Below are 21,923 nucleotides of genomic sequence, written 5' to 3'. Positions count from 1 at the left end.
TTCTCTTAATATATAGATCAGGTCTTAGTCTTCTAGAAAACACAGCAAATGGATATCTTCCGGGTCCAGCTCGAACAAACGGGGATCAGGCTCTGACGCGATTTCAAAGCCATGAGCCATATAGAAATCCACCGTATTCACCGAAGGCGTGGCCGAGGCATAGACCGCCTTCGCGCCCCACTCCACAGCCTGCTTTTTAGCCTGATCCAGCAGCCATACGCCCATCCCCTGCCCACGCAAGGACTGGCTGACATGCAGGAAAAATAGCTGACGCCAATCTCCCTGTGGCCCCAAGGGCAGGCTGTCCAAACCCACAGCAGCCAGCAAGCTATCCCCCTTGAATACCCCCATGAACCAGGAGCCGCGATGAAAGGCGTCCTCATGTTCTGGGTGATATTTCTCCGGGTCGCCTTCCGGCCAACCGCGCAGATCAATATCAGCCGCTTGCTTGTGCAACACGCCATCGCGCAGCTCGTACAAACCGTCGATCCGCTCGCTACGGTCTATGGACCACAGCAGGTTCAATTCAGATTTTTGAAGGGGACGAAACGTGCAGCCGTCAGGCAGGGAAAGAGAGGAGTCAGGCACAGTATTCAATGCAGATGATTGGGTAAAACAGGAGTTGGAACGCATAAGGCTCAATGGTAAACAATCGCCATAGGCTCTGCTATGCAAACGTGGTTTGCTCAGGGCGTAAAAAACACATCCACATGCAGGTTCTGCACCTTCACGCCGCGCTTGAGCACCATGCCAATGGCCTCATCCACCATGGAGGGCGACCCCGCCACATACACTTTCCAGCCATTCAGATCAGGCAGATCCTTGCCGACCGCCTCAGTCACCATGCCCCTGCGGTACGGTGCCACCGGCATCCCCGACAGCACTGGCGTAAAGCTCAGATTGGCATAACGTTCCTGCAAGGCCTTGAACTCGTCCTCGCAGTACAAATCCCGCAGCTCCCGCACCCCGAAATACACATGAATAGGCTGGCTCATGCCCCAGCCCAATGCGGATTCCACAATCGACTTGATCGGTGCCAGGCCCGTTCCACCAGCAATACAGAGAATCGGCCCGCCATAGCCATCACGCAAATAGGACGAACCTAGCGGCACCTTCAGGCTGACCGGCTCACCAGTCTGCAAGACCGTATGCACATAGGCCGAGGCCACCCCGCGCGGCACGCGGCGCACGTAAAAATCCAGCTCCGGCTCCCCCGGACGATTAGCCATGGAGTAACTGCGTACCGGAGCCTGCCCGAATTTGATATCCGCGTACTGCCCCGCAAAGAAAATCAAAGGCTCCTGATTATCCAGACGTATCCGCACTTGCCGGATATCGTGGGTCAGATCCTTGATACAGGACACCGTGCCCGTCAGCTCGCGAGACGGGATCAGGCCCCGAACATCGTCCGTCCCTATCCAGCCCACTGTTACATCGGTTTGGGGCACCGCCCTACAGGCCAGAATCAGTCCCCTGGCCTTTTGTTCCTCGGTCAGCGCAAAGCGGGAGTACTCCATCATCTCCACCTGCCCTTTGACCAGGCGCGTTTTACAGCCGCCACACACGCCCGTCTTGCAGCCGTGGGGATACGAGATCCCGCGCTCCAGCGCAGCCTGCAGAATGGTTTGATGATCCTGTGCCTGAATATGCTCTTGTATCTGCTGGATAAGAATTGTTTTGCCAGCCATGCGTGCCTCTCCTAGCTCCTTTCGGGCAATAGTGCTGCACTCTTGCTCCCGAAGCAATCAGAAACATAAGTCATAAGCCGGTGCGTGGACCCGCTTATCGATTTCGTCTAGCGCGTTCCTTCACCACATTACTTTCCAGCATCAAGGCCGCTCGGCTGCTAATCCGGTCCAGCATGCTACTCAGGGCCACCATTTCGGCTGCGCTCAGGTCCTGAAAAATCTCCTCGTTCAGGGAGGCCACAATCGGCATGACTTCCTTGTAGCGCTGCATTCCCAACTCCGTCACCGAGACATGCACAACACGCGTGTCTTTGGTATCGCGTGTCCGCTTCAACAGGCCCTTCTCACACAAGGTGCTGACCGCTCGCGAGCAACGGGCCGTATCCAATGCGGCTGCCTCGGCCGAGGCCGTGCCCGTCAGGGCGGGATGCATACAGGCGATAGCCAGAATGCGCCACTCACGGCGAGTGATATTGAAGCGCCCCTCGCACAGGCGAATGAAAATCGGGTTGCCAGCCGACCAGGCCCGATACAGCTGGAACATCATCATGGCCGGAAGCGTAGGAGCCGGAGCAGTGCTTGCCAAGGCAGAGGAAGACGTGGAGGAGCGGGGCATCAAAGGACCTTTAGCCTTAAAGATACTTGATTAGAACAAGTATCAGCCCCCTTGTTAAGCTGCGGTAAAAACTGATGGAAAACAAAAAAAGGAGACAAATCATGGCCCAGAACCGCCTTCGCGCCACGGTAACAAGCTGTCTGCTGTCAGGACTGCTGTTCACTGGTTTATCCCACGCAGCCAGCCCTGTTGAAACCCTGACTGTTGTTGTGCCCTATGCGCCAGGAGGCGCGTCAGATCGGGCCGCCCGCATCGTGTCGGACGGTTTGCACAAGAAACTGGGTATTCCCATTGTGGTCGAGAACAAAACCGGTGCAGGGGGCCGGATTGCCGCCCAGTATGTCAAAAGCACGGCGGCAGACAAGAATGTGCTGATTCTGGCCAACCCCGCCATCATGGTGGTCGCCCCGCTGGTTTTCAACGACATTCCGTACAAGCCCGACAGCGACTTTCAAGCGGTTTCCATGGTGACCGAGTACGGTTTTGGGGTGGCCGTCTCGGCAGACAGCGACATTAAAACCATGGATCAACTGATCACCTGGGCCAAGGAACATCCCGGTGCCTTCAATATCGGCGTTCCCGCCACCGGCAGCCTGCCCCACTTCTTCGGCCTGATGCTGTCCCAGCAGATTGGCTCCAAGGGCGAGATCATTGGCTACCGTGGCTCGGCCCCCGTCATTACCGACCTGATCGGCGGCATTCTGCCCGTGGCCATTGATACGCTGGATGTGCTGACCTCCCAGCACCAGGGCAAACGCATCCGCATTCTGGCCACCTCGGGCAGCGAGCGCGAAGCCGCCCTGCCGGACGTCCCTACCCTGAAGCAGTCCGGCGTTGAGCTGGAAGCCTCCGGCTGGAACGCTTTCTTCACCCCCGCTTCCATGCCTGCCGACAAAGTGACCCAACTGGGCGAGGCAATCAAGGAAGTCACCAGCGATCCAGCCCTGCAAGAAACGCTGCTGAAAAATGAATTGATCCCCGTGTCTGCCAATGCGGAAGAAACCCGAGTCCGCATCGAACAATTCCGCCAGCAATGGGCACCCGTTATTCAGGCCTCCGGCTTCAAAGTCACGCAATAAACCAGCAACACAAACGACATGACACAACGCAAGAACGTCCTGTTCATCATGGCCGATCAGCTACGGGCTGATCACCTGGCCTGCTATGGGCACCCTCATATTCGTACCCCCAATCTGGATGCGCTGGCCGCCAAGGGGGTGCGCTTTGACCGCGCCTTTGTTAACTCCGGCGTCTGCGGCCCATCCCGCATGAGCTATTACACGGGCCGCTACCCCTCTACCCATGGCGCCACCTGGAACCGCGTTCCTTTATCGGTAGGCGAAGTCACCATGGGCGAATACTTGCGCGCCGGTGGGCACAAGCTGGTGCTGGCGGGCAAAACCCACATCATGGTCGACCACAAAGGGCTGGAACGACTGGCACTGGATGGGGGCAGCGAGCTGGCTCGCCTGCTTAAAACCGGCGGCTTTGAAGAGATAGACCGCTACGACGGCCACCACGAACCGGGAGAAGAAAGCGGTTACCCGGCTTACCTGCGACGCCACGGCTATGAGTCCGACGACCCATGGACAGACTTTGTCATCTCCGCACGCGGCCCGGATGGGGAGGCCGTCAGTGGCTGGCATATGCGTAATGCCCGCTACCCCTCTCTGGTGGAAGAAAAGCATTCAGAAACCGCCTACATGACGGACCAGGCCCTGTCCTTCATGGAGCGCATGGGGGATGAGCCCTGGGTGCTGCACCTGAGCTACGTCAAACCACACTGGCCCTACATCGCCCCTGCGCCCTACCACGATATGTACAGCGCAGATCAATGTCTGCCCGTAGTGCGCAACCAGGCCGAATTAAACAACGCGCATCCGGTTGTAGAGGCCTACCGCCAGCAAGAAGAATGCGTCAGTTTCTCCAGCGATACGTGCGTGGAGACGGTCCGGCCAGCCTACCAGGGGCTGATCACCCAGTTGGACGCCCACCTGGGCCGCTTGTTCGACTTCATGTCCCACAATGGCCTGATGGACAACACCCTGATCATCTTCACCGCCGATCACGGGGACTTCCTGGGCGACCACTGGCTGGGCGAGAAAGAACTGTTCTACGACACCGTGCAACGCGTGCCTTTCATCGTCTACGACCCATCACCAGAAGCAAACGCGACACGCGGGACGGTCGATAACAGAATGGTTGAAGCGGTAGACGTGCTGCCCACCATGCTCTCCTGGCTGGGCCTGCCACTGGCCTCGCACCGGCTTGAGGGACGAAACCTTCTGCCCCTGCTGCACGGCGCCCAGCCCCCTTGGCGCGACTGCGTGTTTTCCGAACTGGATTACAGCTATCGACTGGCACGCGTGATACGTGACAAATCACCATCCAATGCCAGAGCCTGGTCCCTGCGCAGCGACCGTTGGCGTTATGTGTATTGGCTGGACGAGCCAGAGCAACTTTACGACCTGCATGCCGATCCAGAGCAGTTCAACGACCTGGGCCGCTCTGCGGAGCATGAGCACATACGGGAGGAATGCCGGGAGCGCTTGCTGCAATGGTTCACAAGCCTGAAACGCCGTACCACCGTGACGGAAGAAGAGGTCGAACGCGGTACGAATGCGTATAAAAAGGCGGGGGTGTTTTTTGGGCAGTGGTAAAGCCTTCTCGGGCTTGGCGGGCTTGGCGGGCTTGGCGGGCTTGGCGGGCTTGGCGCTTTCAGTCTGAGGTCTGAAAGCGCCAAGCTGCGCTCTCTACCAGAACCAACTACAGCTCAAGTCAAACGAAAGACATTCCCCACGCCCCCACCCCTGCCAACAGCACCACCAAAGCAGGCGGTACACGCCCTACGATCAACAGTCCAAACAAGAACAAAGCCAGCCCAAAATCCGCCCGACTATGAATGGCACTGGTCCACACCGGGTCATACAAGGCGGCTCCCAGAATGCCGACCACACCAGCATTCACACCAGCCATCGCCGTCCGAACCCCTGCTCTGTGCCTCAAGCTCTGCCAAAAGGGCAAGACGCCAATCAAAATCAAGAACGCCGGTACAAAAATCACCACCAGTAAGACCAGCCCACCCAGCCATCCATGCAAGGGCCCTTGAGCAATCGCCCCGATATACGCTGCAAAGGTAAACAACGGTCCCGGAACAGCTTGGGCCGCACCGTAGCCCACCATCAAATCCGCATTGCTGACCACACCGCTAGGCACCACCGAAGCCTGCAGCAGAGGCAAGACCACATGCCCGCCCCCGAACACCAAGGCCCCGGAGCGATAAACCCCTTCCAACAACTGAACTACGGATGATCCGCTAGCCGCTGCCCAAACAGGCAAGGCAATCAACAAGCCCGCAAAGAGCAGCAGGGCCACCATCCCCACCTTGCGCGACACAGGATACGCATGAGCCTGCGCAGCACCTGACTGGGCCACATCCAGCCTCCACCAGGCCAGCAGACCCGTGATCGCAATAGCGGCCACCTGCCCGACTGCAGAGGGCAGCAAAAGGCTTAACAAGGCTGCCAGAATCGCCAATGCCGCCCTGCCCCGATCAGGGCATAAAGAGCGCGCCATACCCAACACCGCCTGCGCCACAATCGCTACGGCCACAATCTTGAGGCCATGCACCCAAGGAGACTCAGCGACGCCTTGAAGCCCAGCCAAACCCAAGGCAAACAGAATCAGCGCAATTGCCGAGGGCAAGGTAAACCCCGTCCATGCAGCCAGCAAACCCAGCCAGCCGGCGCGCCCCAAGCCAATCGCCATTCCCACCTGACTGCTGGCCGGTCCAGGCAGGAACTGACACAAGGCGACCAGATCGGAATAGCTGTGCTCGTCCAGCCAGCGACGACGCTCCACAAACTCCGAACGGAAATACCCAAGATGCGCGATAGGCCCACCGAATGAGGTGAGGCCCAGTTTCAGGAAGGCCCAAAAAACCTCCAAAGGCTTGCCTTGCTGTACCGCCACTGGCTGCGGTAAAGGCGTGCTGCTAGAACCATTCGTCACCGTTTGAACTCCCCCGAAAGCAATCAGGCCCCGATGAAGTACGGCACCTGAAATTAATACTCTTTATTATTTATGAGACTCCCGCCCCCCTATCTACACTACAACCACCCGCATTGGCATCCCAGCATTCACTCAAATAGCTAACAAACGTAGAGATCCTGGCCGATAAAGCGGTGTTGCGATAGTAAACAGCATTGATGGGCTGACGCATCTCCAGCGCCTGTTTGGGGAGTACCTCCACCAAGCGCCCCTCGGCACGATCCCGATGCGTCATGAAGTCCGACAAGCACACCATCCCCTGCCCTGCCAGCGCCAATTGTCGCAAGGTTTCGCCACTGGAAGCCGCAATAGTCGGCTTGATATGCAATGGCATCCCGTCCGGCGCAAGCAAAGGCCAGTCATTAAGGCTTAAGGGCTGAGTAAAGCCCAATAGCACATGATTCTCCAGCTCCGTCACATCACGCGGATGCCCATGCTTTTTCAGATAAGCAGGAGACGCCAGAACACGTAAGCGACAACTGCCGATAGGCCGCGCATGCAAGGTGGAATCCTTGAGCCGACCAATACGGATCGCCACATCAATGCGATGCTCCAGCAGATCAATCCAGCCTTCGTTGCTGGTCAGCTCCAGATTCACTTGTGGATAGCGCTCCCGGTAACCGCCCACCAAAGGAATCACACAATGCAGGATAAAAGGCGAGGCCGCATCCACACGCAAACGCCCCGCAGGCTGTTCACGCCGCACGGCCAGATCCTCCTCCGCCTCCTCCACACTGGCCACAATCGCCCTGGCCTTTTCCAGGAACACTGCCCCTTCCTCAGTCAGCTCCAGACGACGGGTCGTACGCTGCAGCAGCGTGGTGTTCAACTTTTCCTCAAGGCGACTCAAGGTACGGCTGACCGCAGACACGGTTAGCCCCAAATGCTCGGCCGCACGAGAGATAGCTCCCGTATCAACCACCGCAATCAAAGCCTGCATCTCATCAAAAGTCGTTTTCATTATTGAATTTAAATCAAAAGAATTTTGGTCAATATAGACTTTTTAGAATAAATAAGCAGGCAGACAATTGCATCCTTTTACTGCACGACGCAAGGATGCAAGCATGCCTATCGCTCTTTTGGCGCTGACCATCAGCGCCTACGCCATCGGAACGACCGAGTTCGTCATTGTTGGCCTGTTACCTACCATCGCGGCCGACCTGAACGTGAGCCTGCCCTCTGCCGGGCTGCTGGTCAGCCTCTACGCCCTGGGCGTGGCTATCGGCGCACCTGTCCTGACCGCCCTGACCGGCAAAATCCCCCGCAAGGCACTGATGCTGGCCCTGATGGCCTTGTTCACCCTGGGCAACCTGGTCGCCTGGCTGGCACCGGGATACGACTCCCTGATCGTGGCCCGCATCCTGACCGGACTGGCACATGGCGTTTTCTTTTCCATTGGCTCCACCATCGCCGCCAGCCTGGTCCCCAAAGAAAAAGCCGCCAGCGCCATTGCCATCATGTTCACTGGCCTGACCGCAGCCCTGGTAACCGGCGTGCCATTGGGCACCTTCATCGGTCAGGAATACGGCTGGCGCATCACCTTCCTGGCCGTTGCTGCACTGGGCGTCATCGCCTTTCTGGGAAGTTTGATCTTTGTGCCCAAGAACGTGGCGCCTAGCAAGGCGACCACCTTGCGTCAGCAGCTAAGCGTGTTCGGACAACCCCGGCTGCTGCTGGTCTACGCCATGACGGCGGTGGGATACGGAGGCTCGTTCACCGCCTTCACCTTTCTGGCTCCCATGCTGGAGCAGATCACAGGCTTTTCCAGCCACGCCGTGGGCTGGGTGATGCTGGCCTATGGCGTGTCGGTAGCCGTAGGCAATCTGTGGGGCGGCAAACTGGCCGACCGCCACGGCCCTATCCCTGCCCTGAAACTGATTTTCCTGCTGCTGGCCGTGGTGCTGCTGGTGCTGAGCGTTACCGCGACAAACCGTTGGCTGATGCTGGCCACCGTGCTGGCCTGGGGAGGCGTTGCCTTCGGAAACGTACCCGCGCTGCAAATTTACGTCGTCAACCAGGCCTACCGTTTTGCCCCGCAGGCTGTAGACGTAGCCTCGGGGCTGAACATTGCGGCGTTCAATATCGGGATTGCCATCGGTGCATTAGGCGGTGGGGTGATCGTGGAACGAATGGGGTTGATCCATACCACCTGGATCGGGGCTGGGATTGTGTTGCTGGCTTTGGGGCTGACGGTGTTGGCGGGGAGATTGGATCGGCGGGATAGGGAGGGGGCGAGCAGGACGCCTGTGGCGGTGTTGGGGGCTTGCGAAACCAGGGTGGTGGATTGCTAGGTCGGCGTTACGGCTGGCAGTGATGAGGGCTGATCCTGCCAGCCTCTTGCCAAGAGAAACTCTTACCACAGCCCGCATCTATTTGAAGTTATCTACAGAGGAATATGTCTGTAGCTTCCCCAGCGATTAATCTCCATCTCGATGCAGCCTGCTAATGATTAAGCACTACATCAACCTGCTTTCGACGGCTTCCCCTGGATACAACAAGGCAGCTTGCCAGAGACATACAAGGCTGAGGGTGTGACGCCAGAAACATAGTGACTAACAAACACTACGATCCCTAATACAGATAAACCATATCCAATTTCGAACGCTCAGAATTAATGTAAATTTCAAAAAAAATAATAGAAACCAAAAAAATAAAACCATTCATAAAAACAGAATTAAGCATTAAAAATAAACTACCTAATTAATGAAAATTGGAAAAATAAACAATCAAAACAGCGAATTAGGCGCCTTTACCAATGCAAACCATCAATTAGCCAACCTCAATGGAGAATAGAATAAAAAAATAGAACCAACCGAGGAAGAAAATTGAAAAAACTATTTAAATTAACGTCATTTATTGTCATTCAGTTTTTATTATTTACATCTAACGCATACGCGCAGAACTTCTGGACGGGGAAACATACTCTCCAGATAACGAGGCTGGAGACCTATCACCTTAGCTTCAACCCCATCCAGTTTGGCCATTCCTTGCCAGCAGGAGCAAAAATTGAGCGTGTTGAAGCCTATATGTCTGGAGACCAAATCGACAGAGTTTCGTCAACAACTCATGTGTGCTGGAACGGCATTTCAGATTGCGTGCCAATGTACGACAAGGAGTTCACCACCTACAACTTCAGAAACCGCGACGCTAGCAGGCCAATATACGTCGTGCTTCGCGCAACCAACTTTGGTGGCCTCTATCCTCCTGCCTATGTGCCCATAACGGTCACCGTCTATTACAAACTCTAAGCCCCAACCAGACGTCATCCGCACGCCCCTACCCTGATACCTGCTCAAAAAGGTCCCGCTCATGTTTGTTAGCTCTTCCCCCCCCGAAGTCGCGCCTGCTGTGCAAGTCAAAAAAAAGCAGCAGGTTGATACAGCAAACTCATCCAATTTCAATGAGGTTCTTGCTGGACTCTCCAAACAGGTCGGCATTCCAAAAATCGATTTACCCAGCCCCACTCCACCAAAACCTCAAGAAAATATCGTTAAAAGCGTCTTCGTCATGGACGAGTCCATTCACAAAATGGACGACGCCATGCTGCGAGACTTGCTCAAAGGAATGGTTTACGAAGACATAGCAGGCAAAGGAGATGGCCCAGGAGGATTACTGGATCTGACCGAGTGGATACATGGAGGGCCTATCCGTTACTCCAATACGGGTGAACTGGTAACAGTAGAAAGCAAAACCTATTTCAATGCGGCGGCAAGCCAATACCGATCACAGAAAATATCAGTGCTTGAGACAGGATTACGAAACGGCACCCCTCTGATCGAGATCTATGAAAACCTGTGTGAGCTAACGTCACAGCAACCCGTACGATTCCTGGGGATGATGGGGTATCTGGTTGCGCCCACATAAATCTCTGTTCACTTGAAGGCCTATAAGCGAAGCATTGATATACCCGCCTTTCTCGACTGCAACAGACAACTCCAGGATGCGACCCATGCTTATCAACTCATCAACACCTAAGTCTGCGTTAGCTGACACAAACGTCAATCAGCAGCAGCCCATCGCAAGCGCAGCCACCCAAAGTTTCCAAGCCGTTCTTGCGGCAGCATCTACACAAGTGACGATCTCGCCTGCAGCTCAACAGCAAACTCAAGTCACCGAGCTTAAGCACGGCAGCTTTGCAATGCGCAATATCGTCAGCAAAATGGACGAAAAGGAACGTAGTGATTTTCTGAAAGATATCGTTTATGAAGGAGGGCCTAAAAGACAAGCCATGCACGAAATCCTGGTAGATATCACCGACTGGCTAAAAGGTGGGCCGATGTACTACTCAAACACACGTGAACCTGTCACGGAAGAAAGCACAACCTATTTCTTGCTGGCTGATGGCAAGTACCAGGCGGAGAAAGTTGCCTTGTATGAACTGGAGCTAAGTAAGGGCACGCCGCTGATTGATATCTATGACAAATTGTCAGACTTGACGTCCAAACAACCTACACGGCTTTTGGGGATGAGGGGGTATCTGGTCAAGCCGACTTGATGCTGGCTATCCGATATCGAAAATGCCTACGTGTTTTGATGAGTCTATTAGGGAACCATGCCAGGCTCCCTTTTAGAGCGCTAGCTTTACTGCGCCCTCTTGTACTCGGTAAATCTAGAGCAACTAACCGTCAAAAGGGTTCGATAGGTTTAAAAACACCCGTCTTGCTCATATTGCGCCGAAGATCAAACTGAGCCAGCGCCTCAACCACATCAATCATGGGCAGCATCTCAAAATTTATCCCTGCCCAAGCTTCCCGACTCACCTTCACTGAGTACAAATAATCATCACGCAACTGCCCAGTGGCCGGATCATGGCGCTGAGAAAACCCTGATAGAGTGATGCGCTGAACGACAGGAAGAGCTGCAAAGGTTTCGCCAATAATCCGGAAGCCTACTCCATGAACATGGGCCATGTAGCGCTTACGAACTTGCACTGCTGGCAAATCCTTCACAGACAGCTTCAAGCCCCTTGCCGGAACCGCTGCAATCTTCGAGGGCATGTCCTCAATCTCCGGCAAATCAATGTCCAAGTGAACATGCTTTCCCTGCTCCGCAATGTCTAACGATATTAGCGTCTCCCGAGGCCAAGCAATGTTTTGGAGATTAGCCTCCAGCCATTGCTCCATCGCTGCCGTATCTTGATAGATATTCTCTTCAAGCAGCTTGCGCTGCTGCTCTTGCTCATACACATGTTGAGACTGATCACTTTTCCATGCCGCCAACAAACGCTGATGCTCCCCGGCTATCTGCTGATTGAGCTGATTCAATTTTTCTAAACGTTTGGGAAAAAACTTTTCCCACCATTTCGCACTTAACAAAGCAGGCAACAAGGGCTCAGAACGAAGAAAACGCTCTGAAACATACCTGGGTGCAATATGAGGCGCAGGAGTGTCTAAATGAATATTAGCTACCGCTTCACATTCACTATTTATTTCGTCGCATTTACGTTGGATTAAGGTTTGAATAGCTTGGCGATTCTGCTTTTTGGCTAGCTCAACAACCGACTCGGAAACAGGCTCTCCGTCCTGATCATGGAAGCTCAACATTCCTTGATCTGTGACTCCGCATACCAAAGCAAAATTCTGTGTTTGTTTAGCAGGCTGGCGCGGCTTGGGGGTAGGCGTAGGCGCTGCTTTATATAGTGTATAACGAGCCGAAAATCCCAAAAACCTGATCTTGAGATGATCCCATAACCCCAACTTGCAGCTAGCACCCGCGCCACCGAAGCTCATCTTTATACCTAGAGCCAGCTGAATCGATTATCGAAGATTTATAGCCACAACTACTTAATTCTTTAAATTTCAAAATCATTTAAAAAAAGAAACAATCTGAAATCCATAAGGGCATGGAGGGTATATATGAGATTACAAGTAGAATCAAACAACTGCCAATTAGGGGTAACCGAGATCTCGTTCGAGAGTCGCCATACTGCTACAGTGTGTCACGTAAACATATACTAGGGGATGATGATGCGATATGTGTTTCGACGCAATAGCTCTGTCGGCGCCATGGACGCTGAGTCTGACGAGCGTTTCCTCAGAGATTGCTTCCTAAACACTGGCGATATTGACTCTCTGGTCGACTGTGAAGACCCGAAACGTATCGTTGTTGGACGCGTAGGAGCAGGCAAGAGTGCTCTTCTGTCACGTTTGCTTGATGTTCAACAAAATGCTATAGAAATTCGCGCAGAAGCTCTTTCGCTAGGCTATGTAGCCAACTCAGACATCATCCAATTCTTCGAAGCCGCAGGAGTAAAATTAGACCTTTTCTATCAATTGCTGTGGCGACATGTCTTTGTTGTTGAGCTACTTTGCAGACGCTACAAAATAAATGCAAAAGACCCATGGGGATTTCTAGATCAATTTCGTGATCTTTTCCAAAGAGACCCTGCTAAAAAACGAGCTGTAGAATATCTGAAACAATGGAATGACAAATTTTGGCAGGATACAGAAACAAGAGTAAAAGAATTTACAACCAAGCTCGAGAAAACCTTATCAGCTGCTGTTGATGCAAAAAAACATGGCATAACATTAAATGCTGCAGGTGCACGCGTGCTTACTAACGAAGCGAAAGCCGAAGTTCTTCATAAAGCACAAGCGATCGTGAATGAAAATCAAGTTCGTGAATTGGGTGAAATTATTGACTTACTAGCAGACGAGATATTCACAGATCCAAAAAATAGATTTTATCTAGTAATTGATCGACTGGATGATTCTTGGGTAGATGATCGAATAAGATTCAAATTAATCCGCGCTCTTATTGAAACTGTTAGAGCTTTTCAACGCGTCAGATCAGTAAAAGCCATAGTAGCTTTACGAGAAGATCTTCTTCGAACAGTATTTGAAAAAACTCGTGATGCCGGATTTCAAGAGGAGAAATTTGAAGGGCTAATTCTTCGGTTACGGTGGAGCAAAAGTCAGCTTAAAAATCTATTAGATCTACGTATTGATAAACTTATCAAAGAACAATATACGCAAAGAACTGTTAGATTTGACGATGTTTTTCGCAGTGAAGTACGCGGTGAGTCAGCCATAGACTATTTAATTGCACGTACACTCTTAAGACCTCGCGATGTTATTGCTTTTGTAAATTCATGCATCGAACTTTGCGAAGGAAAAGAAACAGTCCCATCCTCCACTGTTCAAGACGCAGAAAGAGCATATTCTTTAGGTAGATTACGATCGCTTAGAGATGAATGGAGTGGTCATTACTCGTCATTAGATGCATGCACAGAAATCTTGAGGGGCAGAAACTCTCATTTTAAATACTCTGAAATTACACAAATACAATTGGAAGATTGTCTTCAAGAGCACTGGCTTGAGCTCCCAGATACCGACCCAGTGGGCCACGTTGCTCAGCTGTATCTTCAAAATCAGCGTAGTGTCAATGCCTGCCTAATTCAGGTTCTCAAGGTGTTATATACCACATCTATTATTGGCATAAAGCCTGAGGCGGCAGAGCGAGCTAGTTGGTCTCATTTGGATGACCGAGGTATTTCGGATGGTCAATACAAGAAAAGCTCTTCAATCAATGTTCATCCAATGTTATGGCGCGCTCTCGACATCACCCCTCCTGCTAGAAGGGATAAGCGCCGCCGGGGAGGAGAAGAGCGCACTAAAGAGCCCCTACCTCGAAGATAAATAACACTCGAAACTATTAAAAGGCTTTTCGAGCAATGAGTCACATTTTTCTCTCTTAAGTAAGGTGCTCCTACGTAACTTCCTCCCCCAAGAGGCCGCCATGAGAGCGACCAGATCGCACTACGCTCAGATCACGCAACCTTTCACCGATTTTCTTCTAAAAATATCCCTAGCGAGCCGTTGAAGCCTCCGGCTTAACGGTTCAACACTTCTGTTTGCTATTGTTCAGTCCTAATCCCGTGTACAAGAGCCACTACAGAACGACAAGAGTTGTTGTCATTGTCAGACAATAGATAAAACACCAGGGTAGCCCTTGCACGCGGGAACGTTTTGTCTAGACCAAATTCGTCGGTCTCCAGTAAGAACTCGGTGCAGCGCACTGAAGACGCTAATATTGCAGACATTCAGTCAAAAAATCCCGTCCACGGCTAAGGTCATTCTCCATTTCAGATACAACGGTGGCTCAATCGGTGCCGCAGAGAATCACTGAATGTATACACCGCACACCATTTCATCCTCAGTACGGCGAGACCAATCGTCACTACACATACTCCGTCAAACGCATTGCGCTGCGTCAGTGTACCGAAACTGTACCTAAGCGAACTTTGAGGAAAATCCCCCAGTATTGGGGCTAAGACTTGAATCGCGCTAAGTGCTTGTGAACACTAGGGATTTTTGATTGGTGCCCGGGGCCGGAATCGAACCGGCACGCCTTGCGGCGGGGGATTTTGAGTCCCCTGCGTCTACCAATTTCACCACCCGGGCTAGGTATGGCAACCTGGGAATCCAGGCTTGGAAGGAAAGATTGTTATTATACGCAGATTACTGGGGGTTTTGGCAAGCGCTACAGCAATTTTTTTAAATTTAGCCTGGGGCTGAAAACATTCCTGCCTAAAGCCCGTCTGAACCCCCATTTTCCACCTGCTTTGTCACAACTGCTTAAGCAATAACGGGCGGTTCTCAGCAGGCAGAAACCTGCACCACTCTTGGCCATACTCGAACTTGAATTCCAAATAAAAACAGGCCAGGAACATTATCCTGGCCTGCTCGATTTTCTGCTCTGCGTCCAGGGTTTAGTCCCCTGCCACAGCTTGCCCGTTACGAATCCACTCTCTCCAGATCGCAACCAACAAAGCCATCAGGACCGGGCCGATGAACAAGCCCACGATGCCCATTGTTTGCACACCGCCAACCAGGCCAAAGAAAGTCGGCAGGAATGGCAGTTTCACCGGCCCACCAACCAGACGTGGTCGGAGTGTTTTATCGACGATGAATAGCTCAATAGCGCCCCACAGGAACAGGCTGACACCGGCAACCAGATGGCCGGAGCCAACCAGGTAGAGCGACACCAAGGTAAAGGACAAAGGCGCACCACCGGGAATCAACGCCATGAAGCCGGTAATCACACCCAGCAATACAGGCGAAGGCACCCCTGCAATCCAGTAGGCAATCCCCAGGACCACGCCCTCGCCCAAGGCGATCAACCCCATGCCGGTAACGGTAGAGTTCACGGTAGCAGGGACGACGCGGGAGAAACGCTGCCAGCGGCCTGGCAGGACGCGTTCACCAACAATATCCAATTGCACCAGCAGTCTGTCGCCATCCTTGAAGATGAAGAACAGCGTGATCAGCATGAACAGCACGGTCAGCAGCAGGTGGAATACGTTGCCTGTGGCAGACAGGACCATGCGGTAGATATTGCCCAGGTGCTGGCCGCTAACCATCTCGACCAGCTCACCCAGCGCGTGAGGCTCGCCTAAATAGACTTGCCAGTACTCGGTCAAGCGCTCGCCCATCAGGGGCATGGCTTTGATCCATTCCGGGGTGGGTGTGCCGTAGCGGTTAGCGGCCAGCGCCCAAGTGATGAAGCTGCTGGCTTCCTGGATCGCAAAGGACAAGGCCAGGGACAAAGGCACGACCAGGACCACGATGACGACCAGCAGGGCCAGTGTGGCAGCCAGTGCGGTGCGGCCATTGCAGCGTACGACCAGCCGTTTATATAAGGGCCAACCGGCCAGGCCTATGATCAGCGCGGCCAGAACAGGGACCAGAAATCCCTTCAAAAAGTAGACGCCTGCGGCCAGCAATAGCAGCAATAGCCAGCGAGCGATGAGGAATGCGGGTAAGACGGGTTGCATAAACGGTGGAGACCCTCTTGTCTATTGGTCTGGGCATGGGTCGGTGCCCGAAAGTTTTTTTGACGATAGCATGATCACAGCCCGAGGAATACCCGTTTCTTACAACAAGCTGATAACACTTTTCAAGGTGGAAGCAGGCTCTGAGCGGCACCCGCGATCTGCATAGGGTCAAGACTCATCATGGCGGGTTGAGTAGCAGCATCAGGACTGGGTCGGTTCGATTGGACTGACTCGGATCTGACGCTCAATGAACTGCGCCTCACACCGCGCCTTGCCAAGTCTACTCCTGCTGCTGTGAAGCGGCTTAAACGCCGCACACGAAAGCTTGAAATCTGCAACAGGGATTCGGGTCTTGTGATCCTTGGTCGCTTGGGGCTACAACAGGCATCACGTGCTGGTGTAGGTGTAGGTGTGGGTGTAGGTGTAGGTGTGGGTGTGGGTGTGGGTGTGGGTGTGGGTATGGGTATGGGTATGGGTATGGGTATGGTACTGATGCTGATGCTGATGCTGATGCTGATGCTGATGCTGATGCTGATGCTGATGCTGATGCTGATGCTGATGCCTTCAGTCTGTTCTTGCAGAACTCCAGACTTCTTTTTTTGTGGGCAATAAAAAACGCCCTTAGGCTGGATGCCTCAGGGCGTTTCTCTATATTCAGGGGCTTCTTTAGACAAGGCCGTGCCAGCTGTGGCTGTCTTTATCCCCTCAAGTCATGCTCAGGGTGCCACCGGCAATGCACGTTTATGCGCCGAAGCACGGAAGGTTTTGATGATGATCTGCGTGGCGTCATCATCAATCGCTTTGCCCTCCAGAAAATCATCAATCTGGTCATAGCTGACACCAAAGGCATCTTCGTCTGGTTTCAAGGGGCTCAGGCTTTCCAGATCGGCGGTCGGGACTTTAAAGACCAAAGCATCAGTTGCACCCATTGCCGTGGCCAGAGCGCGCACGCGGCGTTTGTTCAAACCCGCCAAGGGGGTGATGTCGGCAGCGCCGTCACCAAATTTGGTGAAGAAACCCATCAAGGCTTCAGCGGCGTGGTCTGTGCCGACCACCAAACCACCATTCGCACCGGCAATCGCGTACTGCGCCACCATGCGTTGACGGGCTTTGATATTGCCCATCAAAAAATCCTGTTGAGCGGCATCACGGAATTTCAGGCCGGAGGCCAGCAATTGCTCCAGCATGGCATCCGATGCGGGCTTCACGTTCACGACCAAGGTCTGGTCGGGATTGATGACCTTCAGGCCACCTTGGGCATCTTTCTCGTCAGCCTGTTCACCGTAAGGCAAACGCACGGCGATGAATTGCGCCTGATGGCCTTGCTCACGTGCCAGCTCTACGGCTCGCTGAGACAGGCACCCTGCTGCCAGAGAGTCCACGCCCCCGCTGATCCCCAGGACCAGGCTACGGCAGCCGGTGCGCAGCAAATAGTCACTTAGAAAGCGGACGCGACGTTCGATCTCCTGCTGAACATCGAAATGATCCGTGATCCCCAATTCCGCACGGATACTGGCTTGCAAAGCGCGTTGATCATCAGTCATGGCGCAGGCTCTCTACACAAAGTGAACAATAGTTCGATTGTAAAGGACTGGGGGAACTGTGTGATATGGGATCCTTATTCATTAAAACTGGATTCTGTATATAATCTTCGGTCAAGAAAAACAAATTCGCCCTTACTGAGACAAGCCCTGTATCTGCTGCTCGGGCACCATAAAACCAGCCACGTCATCCGGTGCTCTGCATGCAATCAAGCACGATTCACGCACCTGCTGGCCTCGGGCTCACCAGACGTACTCCATGAGATCCTCAACCGAAATTGCAGATGAAATCCTTAGACGCATTCAGTCCGGCCACTACCGGCCCGGCGACTCGCTGAGTCAATACGAACTAGCGGAGGAGTTTCAGACCAGCCGCACTCCTGTACGGGAGGCTCTCCGCTTTCTGGAGGCGCGCCGTGTGACCTCGCTGACCAAGACCGGGCGCACGATTGTGGCTATTCCTTCTGCCAAATCAATCCGCGAAGCGTTTCAGATTCGGGCCGAGCTGGAAGGTTTGGCGGCGCAGCTGGCAGTGGACTGGATCAAGGACTCGGATCTGGAGGTCCTGATGCAGCATCAGTCCGACTACGCCCGCACCTTGCGAACGCGTGTGCGCAGTGAGGAAGGATCGGAGTGGTTGCAGCACAACCGTTCTTTCCATGACCTGATTACGATAACCAGTCACAACGAGCGCCTGCACGAGTTGATTCAGGAACTGCAAAACGATAGCGTCTCCAGTGCTTTGAGCTTTGCCTCGAAAATGCCGCCGCGCCTGATGGAAGAAAATATTCTGGAACACGAGGCTATCATCGCCGCGCTGGCAGATCGCAATAGCACTGCCGCCCGAGAAGCCATGACAGAACACGTTGCCAAGACCATGAATCTGGTCCTGGACTGGTTGCCAGAGCGTTAAGAAAAAAACAGTGCCACCCGCAAGGAGAGGTGGCACCGCACAATCAAGGTGGTTTGCGATCCCCCGGACAAACCACCTGATTGTTAAAACCGCGGCCTGCGCACTTGCAGGCAATCCTCTACCAGTTGGGCAACATCCACCAACCATTCATCCTGATACAGACCCGCCACCAGTTGCAGCCCCACGGGCAAACCGGAGGCACTGAGGCCGGCCGGCAAAGAAATAGCAGGCTGCCGCGTCAAATTGAAGGGATAGGTATAGGGATTCCAATCCAGCCAATTCTGCGAACCGGCGTCAGACGGCGCTTCCCGGCCCGCCTCAAACGGCAATATCGGAACGGTAGGCGTCAGGACCAGATCAAACTGCGCAAAATGCCGAAGCATGGCTTCACCCAGCTTTTGTCGGCCAATCAGGGCTTGGTAATAATCCGACAAGCTGTTCGTCTCGCCCTTGCTGGCAACCTGGCGCAGACCTTCGTCCACCAAAGGGCGCTGTGCCGCAGAGACTTGATTCACCAACCAGGCCGTCCCAGCTTCCCAATGCGCTGTAATCAGCTCTTTTGCACCGGCCAGGGGTAGCTCGGTAGGCACGATATGCGCTCCCTGCTCTTGCAGCTTGTCAGCCGCTGCCTGGATGATGCCCCTGACCTCGGGGCTGCAATGCTCATCCAGATGCAGACCGATACGCAGGCCCTGCAAGGTACGAGCGGGAGCCCGCACATGACGAGGCAAAGGCACCGAGTTCCAATCGCGTGAGTCGGCTTGCATCATGACGCTCAGCAAGCCTTTCAGGTCCGCCACGGATCGGGCCATGGGACCTACATTGGATAAGGTCAGCATCGGGCCAGCAGGCCAGGCAGGTACGCCCCCAAAGGTGGCTTTCATGCCGGTAACACCGCAAAAGCTGGCGGGAATCCGGGTGGATCCACCGCCATCCGTACCGATTTGCAGCGTCCCCATGCCCGCTGCCAGCGCCGTAGCTGCACCGCCACTGCTGCCCCCGCTGGTCAGACTGAAGTCCCAGATATTGCGTGTGACTCCCGTTAAAGGACTGTCCGCCGTTCCCTTCCAGCCAAACTCCGAGGTCGTCGTTTTACCCACCAGCACAGCACCGGCCTCACGCATCCGCGCTACCGCAGGAGCATCCTCCTGAGCGGCATCCGTAATCCTTGCTGCACTAGAGCCATAACCAGTCGGCAAGCCACGCACCAGAAGCAAGTCTTTAACTCCGTACGGAATGCCATCCAAAGGGCCGCGTTCAGCGCCTGCCATCCAGCGTGCTTCTGATTCAGCTGCTTCTTGCAGGGTCAAATCACGATCCAAATAACAGTAGGCATTAACAATGGGGTTCCAGCGATCCACCGCATCCAGCGTTGCCCGCGCCACCTCCACGGGTGACACCTCCTTGCTTTGATACAAGCGGCGCAGTTCATCAGCGCTGGCATAGATCAAATCCATAGCCCCTGAAGACTTCCTATCCACCCTGCCCTCGGGCTTGCTCATTGCTTCATCAGATTGGGAGCTCAACATCATGCTGCCGCCTCCATCAAACGAACCAGCACCAGGGAGATATCAGGCACATAAGCCAGAATGAACAGGACGATGATGGCTGCGATCACAAAAGGCATGACACCCCGGACCACGACCTCGTAAGGCTGGCCAGACACAGAAACTGTCGTGAACAGATTCAGGCCAAAGGGAGGGGTAAAGAAACCCACCACCAGATTGACGCAAAACACCACACCCAAATGGATAGGATCCACACCCAATGCAATTCCGATAGGAACCAGAATCGGGGCCAGGATCACGATGCTGGCGGCAGCATCCATCACACAACCGACCAGCAGCAGAAACACCACCAACAAAGCCAGGTACAGAAACTGCGTATCCAGCAAAGGCGTCAGTTCAGTAACCATCAGCATGGGGATACGCGCCGAGGCCAGAATCCAGCCAAAGATGCCGGCTGCACCCAGGATAATGCCCACCATGGAAGAGGTTTCCACCGAGCTCTTCATGACCTGCCACAAGGTGCCAAACGTGAACTGTCGATAACACACACCCAGCACCAAACTGAACACCACACCCACGGCGGCGGCTTCAGTAGGCGTGAACACACCGCCATAGATCCCGCCCAGAATCACGACGGGCATTAACAAGGACGGAATCGCCTTCAGCGCAACCATCACCATCTCTTGCGAGGTATAGGAGCGCGCTGCGGTCCTAGGCACCTTCAGCTTTCTGGTCAGCAGCATATGGGTCAGCATGAAGGCCAGAGCCATCAACAAACCTGGCAGGATATTAGCCACAAACAGCTTGGGGATAGAAACGTTGACGGTTGCGCCATACAGAATCAAGGCAATGCTGGGCGGAATGATATTGCCCAAGGCACCGGACGAAGCCGTAATCCCCGTCGCCAAAGAAGCCGGGTATTTCTGCGCGATCATCGCAGGCATCATGATGGCGCCAATGGCTGCCACCGTCGCCGGGGCCGAGCCGGTCAGGGCACCAAACATGGCACACGCAATCACCGTCACGTAGCCCAGTGCGCCATGCACTCGCCCAACCAGCATATCGATCAGATCAATCAGGCGCTTGGACAGGCCCGCCTTTTCCATCAGGTTTCCCATCAGGATAAACAGCGGCACCGCCAGCAAGGGGAAGGAATCCAGCCCCGCCATCACGCGCTGCGGCACAACAATCAGTGGCCGCATGCCGGTAAACAGCAAAAACAGCGCACTGCACAGCAATAAGGAAAAAGCGATAGGAATGCCCGCGATGAACAGCGTGAACATCAAGCTAAAAAGTAAGAGAGCTTCTTGCATTTACACCCCCTCCAACGACTGGCTGGGCTGATCCCGATACCCATCCAGCAAGGCATTCACACACTGCACAGCGATGATGGCACCACCAACGGGCAGGGCTGCGTACACATAAGCCATGGAGATACGCAGCGCAGGACTAAGCTGCTGGTAGACGATGGCAATCAGTTGCAAACCCTGCACCAGCAAGACCAATGCGCAGGTCAAAATGGCGATCTGCACTACTCCGTTATGCACCCGGCGGGCTTTACCTTTCAGTCGCATCACCAGCAAGTCAATCACCGCATGGCCATTGCTTTTAACCAGTACCGCCGTGCCCAGCATGATCATCCAGATAAAGCTGTAGCGCGTGATTTCCTCAATCCACGGTGGGGAGTAACCCATAAAGTAGCGTCCGGCCACCTGTACCGATGCGGCCAGCACAATCAAGCCCAGAAATGCCGCTCCCATGGTTCTGCATAAGCTGTCCAGGCGGGTACTGACTCTATCGGCCCAATCGAGCAAAGAGTGTTTCATGATGGT

The 21,923-nt window shown here is 54.0% G+C and carries 20 protein-coding genes and 1 tRNA gene; 9 read left to right on the top strand and 12 right to left on the bottom strand.

Annotation, left to right across the window (positions count from 1 at the left end):
- Positions 1-24: 24 nt before the first annotated feature.
- From DUD43_RS02295 to DUD43_RS02285, 3 genes are all read right to left on the bottom strand, one after another.
- On the bottom strand, positions 25-525 hold the full coding sequence (locus DUD43_RS02295) for a GNAT family N-acetyltransferase (RefSeq protein WP_194273431.1): 501 nt from the start codon (positions 523-525) through the stop codon (positions 25-27).
- A 161-nt stretch (positions 526-686) separates the two neighbouring features.
- Positions 687-1,688 carry a 2Fe-2S iron-sulfur cluster-binding protein gene (locus DUD43_RS02290; RefSeq protein WP_153228981.1) on the bottom strand — a complete coding sequence of 334 codons (1,002 nt, stop codon included), beginning with the start codon at positions 1,686-1,688 and terminating at the stop codon, positions 687-689.
- Positions 1,689-1,782: 94 nt separating this feature from the next.
- The gene (locus tag DUD43_RS02285; RefSeq protein ID WP_153228980.1) at positions 1,783-2,304 is read right to left on the bottom strand and encodes a MarR family winged helix-turn-helix transcriptional regulator; all 522 of its coding nucleotides are present in this window, start codon (positions 2,302-2,304) and stop codon (positions 1,783-1,785) included.
- Positions 2,305-2,405: 101 nt separating this feature from the next.
- Between DUD43_RS02285 and DUD43_RS02280 the strand changes: the two genes are divergently transcribed.
- Positions 2,406-3,383, top strand: coding sequence for a tripartite tricarboxylate transporter substrate-binding protein (locus tag DUD43_RS02280; RefSeq protein WP_153228979.1), 978 nt, complete (start codon positions 2,406-2,408; stop codon positions 3,381-3,383).
- 18 nt (positions 3,384-3,401) lie between these two features.
- Positions 3,402-4,964: a sulfatase-like hydrolase/transferase gene (locus tag DUD43_RS02275; protein WP_153228978.1), complete on the top strand. Its 1,563-nt coding sequence runs from the start codon at positions 3,402-3,404 to the stop codon at positions 4,962-4,964.
- Between the two features lie 118 nt (positions 4,965-5,082).
- Here the strand turns inward: DUD43_RS02275 and chrA are convergent, their stop codons facing one another.
- Both chrA and DUD43_RS02265 read right to left on the bottom strand, forming a co-directional pair.
- Positions 5,083-6,315: a chromate efflux transporter gene (chrA, locus tag DUD43_RS02270; protein WP_416202938.1), complete on the bottom strand. Its 1,233-nt coding sequence runs from the start codon at positions 6,313-6,315 to the stop codon at positions 5,083-5,085.
- Positions 6,316-6,385: 70 nt separating this feature from the next.
- Positions 6,386-7,315 (bottom strand): LysR family transcriptional regulator, encoded by a 930-nt coding sequence (locus DUD43_RS02265; protein ID WP_153228977.1) that lies wholly within the window; start codon positions 7,313-7,315, stop codon positions 6,386-6,388.
- Between the two features lie 103 nt (positions 7,316-7,418).
- Between DUD43_RS02265 and DUD43_RS02260 the strand changes: the two genes are divergently transcribed.
- The 4 genes from DUD43_RS02260 (at position 7,419) to DUD43_RS02245 (ending at position 10,849) form a co-directional block, all read left to right on the top strand.
- Positions 7,419-8,645, top strand: a complete 1,227-nt coding sequence (locus tag DUD43_RS02260) for an MFS transporter (protein WP_153228976.1) — start codon at positions 7,419-7,421, stop codon at positions 8,643-8,645.
- A gap of 534 nt (positions 8,646-9,179) precedes the next feature.
- Positions 9,180-9,602: a hypothetical protein gene (locus DUD43_RS02255; RefSeq protein WP_153228975.1), complete on the top strand. Its 423-nt coding sequence runs from the start codon at positions 9,180-9,182 to the stop codon at positions 9,600-9,602.
- Positions 9,603-9,663: 61 nt separating this feature from the next.
- Positions 9,664-10,218, top strand: coding sequence for a hypothetical protein (locus tag DUD43_RS02250; RefSeq protein ID WP_153228974.1), 555 nt, complete (start codon positions 9,664-9,666; stop codon positions 10,216-10,218).
- Between the two features lie 85 nt (positions 10,219-10,303).
- Positions 10,304-10,849, top strand: coding sequence for a hypothetical protein (locus DUD43_RS02245; RefSeq protein ID WP_153228973.1), 546 nt, complete (start codon positions 10,304-10,306; stop codon positions 10,847-10,849).
- 130 nt (positions 10,850-10,979) lie between these two features.
- Here DUD43_RS02245 and DUD43_RS02240 read toward each other — a convergent pair whose 3' ends face one another.
- A complete protein-coding gene (locus DUD43_RS02240) occupies positions 10,980-12,083 on the bottom strand; it encodes a hypothetical protein (RefSeq protein ID WP_153228972.1) in 1,104 nt (367 codons plus the stop codon).
- Positions 12,084-12,359: 276 nt separating this feature from the next.
- Here DUD43_RS02240 and DUD43_RS02235 point away from each other — a divergent pair, with 276 nt between their 5' ends.
- Positions 12,360-13,991, top strand: coding sequence for a P-loop ATPase, Sll1717 family (locus DUD43_RS02235; RefSeq protein ID WP_228125875.1), 1,632 nt, complete (start codon positions 12,360-12,362; stop codon positions 13,989-13,991).
- A 680-nt stretch (positions 13,992-14,671) separates the two neighbouring features.
- Here DUD43_RS02235 and DUD43_RS02230 read toward each other — a convergent pair.
- Positions 14,672-14,756, bottom strand: a tRNA-Leu gene (locus tag DUD43_RS02230).
- Between the two features lie 308 nt (positions 14,757-15,064).
- Positions 15,065-16,129, bottom strand: a complete 1,065-nt coding sequence (locus DUD43_RS02225) for an AI-2E family transporter (RefSeq protein ID WP_045930742.1) — start codon at positions 16,127-16,129, stop codon at positions 15,065-15,067.
- 354 nt (positions 16,130-16,483) lie between these two features.
- On the opposite strand from DUD43_RS02225, the gene DUD43_RS02220 reads away from it, so the two are divergent.
- Positions 16,484-16,741, top strand: a complete 258-nt coding sequence (locus DUD43_RS02220; RefSeq protein WP_153228970.1) for a hypothetical protein — start codon at positions 16,484-16,486, stop codon at positions 16,739-16,741.
- 104 nt (positions 16,742-16,845) lie between these two features.
- On the opposite strand, the gene nadE is transcribed toward DUD43_RS02220, so the two are convergent.
- Positions 16,846-17,673: an ammonia-dependent NAD(+) synthetase gene (gene nadE, locus DUD43_RS02215; protein WP_153228969.1), complete on the bottom strand. Its 828-nt coding sequence runs from the start codon at positions 17,671-17,673 to the stop codon at positions 16,846-16,848.
- Positions 17,674-17,929: 256 nt separating this feature from the next.
- On the opposite strand from nadE, the gene DUD43_RS02210 reads away from it, so the two are divergent.
- Positions 17,930-18,583 (top strand): GntR family transcriptional regulator, encoded by a 654-nt coding sequence (locus DUD43_RS02210; RefSeq protein WP_153228968.1) that lies wholly within the window; start codon positions 17,930-17,932, stop codon positions 18,581-18,583.
- Positions 18,584-18,666: 83 nt separating this feature from the next.
- On the opposite strand, the gene DUD43_RS02205 is transcribed toward DUD43_RS02210, so the two are convergent.
- The 3 genes from DUD43_RS02205 to DUD43_RS02195 form a co-directional block, all read right to left on the bottom strand.
- Complete coding sequence (locus tag DUD43_RS02205) at positions 18,667-20,040, bottom strand: amidase (RefSeq protein WP_153228967.1); 1,374 nt, start codon at positions 20,038-20,040, stop codon at positions 18,667-18,669.
- A gap of 71 nt (positions 20,041-20,111) precedes the next feature.
- The gene (locus DUD43_RS02200) at positions 20,112-21,404 is read right to left on the bottom strand and encodes a TRAP transporter large permease (protein WP_153228966.1); all 1,293 of its coding nucleotides are present in this window, start codon (positions 21,402-21,404) and stop codon (positions 20,112-20,114) included.
- Positions 21,405-21,917 (bottom strand): TRAP transporter small permease, encoded by a 513-nt coding sequence (locus DUD43_RS02195; protein ID WP_172400447.1) that lies wholly within the window; start codon positions 21,915-21,917, stop codon positions 21,405-21,407.
- Positions 21,918-21,923 lie beyond the last annotated feature (6 nt).

It is taken from the genome of Alcaligenes faecalis, from assembly GCF_009497775.1.
Lineage (GTDB): Bacteria > Pseudomonadota > Gammaproteobacteria > Burkholderiales > Burkholderiaceae_B > Alcaligenes > Alcaligenes faecalis_D.
Note: the sequence above shows the minus strand (reverse complement) of the source record. Positions and strands in the feature narration are given on the sequence as shown.

Excerpts from the sequence above, each read along its gene's own strand:
- DUD43_RS02290 (WP_153228981.1), bottom strand. The coding sequence starts at position 1,688 with ATGGCTGGCAAAACAATTCTTATCCAGCAGATACAAGAGCATATTCAG.
- DUD43_RS02285 (WP_153228980.1), bottom strand. The coding sequence starts at position 2,304 with ATGCCCCGCTCCTCCACGTCTTCCTCTGCCTTGGCAAGCACTGCTCCG.
- DUD43_RS02280 (WP_153228979.1), top strand. The coding sequence starts at position 2,406 with ATGGCCCAGAACCGCCTTCGCGCCACGGTAACAAGCTGTCTGCTGTCA.
- DUD43_RS02275 (WP_153228978.1), top strand. The coding sequence starts at position 3,402 with ATGACACAACGCAAGAACGTCCTGTTCATCATGGCCGATCAGCTACGG.
- DUD43_RS02265 (WP_153228977.1), bottom strand. The coding sequence starts at position 7,315 with ATGAAAACGACTTTTGATGAGATGCAGGCTTTGATTGCGGTGGTTGAT.
- DUD43_RS02260 (WP_153228976.1), top strand. The coding sequence starts at position 7,419 with ATGCCTATCGCTCTTTTGGCGCTGACCATCAGCGCCTACGCCATCGGA.
- DUD43_RS02250 (WP_153228974.1), top strand. The coding sequence starts at position 9,664 with ATGTTTGTTAGCTCTTCCCCCCCCGAAGTCGCGCCTGCTGTGCAAGTC.
- DUD43_RS02245 (WP_153228973.1), top strand. The coding sequence starts at position 10,304 with ATGCTTATCAACTCATCAACACCTAAGTCTGCGTTAGCTGACACAAAC.
- DUD43_RS02240 (WP_153228972.1), bottom strand. The coding sequence starts at position 12,083 with ATGAGCTTCGGTGGCGCGGGTGCTAGCTGCAAGTTGGGGTTATGGGAT.
- DUD43_RS02235 (WP_228125875.1), top strand. The coding sequence starts at position 12,360 with ATGGACGCTGAGTCTGACGAGCGTTTCCTCAGAGATTGCTTCCTAAAC.
- DUD43_RS02225 (WP_045930742.1), bottom strand. The coding sequence starts at position 16,129 with ATGCAACCCGTCTTACCCGCATTCCTCATCGCTCGCTGGCTATTGCTG.
- nadE (WP_153228969.1), bottom strand. The coding sequence starts at position 17,673 with ATGACTGATGATCAACGCGCTTTGCAAGCCAGTATCCGTGCGGAATTG.
- DUD43_RS02210 (WP_153228968.1), top strand. The coding sequence starts at position 17,930 with ATGAGATCCTCAACCGAAATTGCAGATGAAATCCTTAGACGCATTCAG.
- DUD43_RS02205 (WP_153228967.1), bottom strand. The coding sequence starts at position 20,040 with ATGGATTTGATCTATGCCAGCGCTGATGAACTGCGCCGCTTGTATCAA.
- DUD43_RS02200 (WP_153228966.1), bottom strand. The coding sequence starts at position 21,404 with ATGCAAGAAGCTCTCTTACTTTTTAGCTTGATGTTCACGCTGTTCATC.
- DUD43_RS02195 (WP_172400447.1), bottom strand. The coding sequence starts at position 21,917 with ATGAAACACTCTTTGCTCGATTGGGCCGATAGAGTCAGTACCCGCCTG.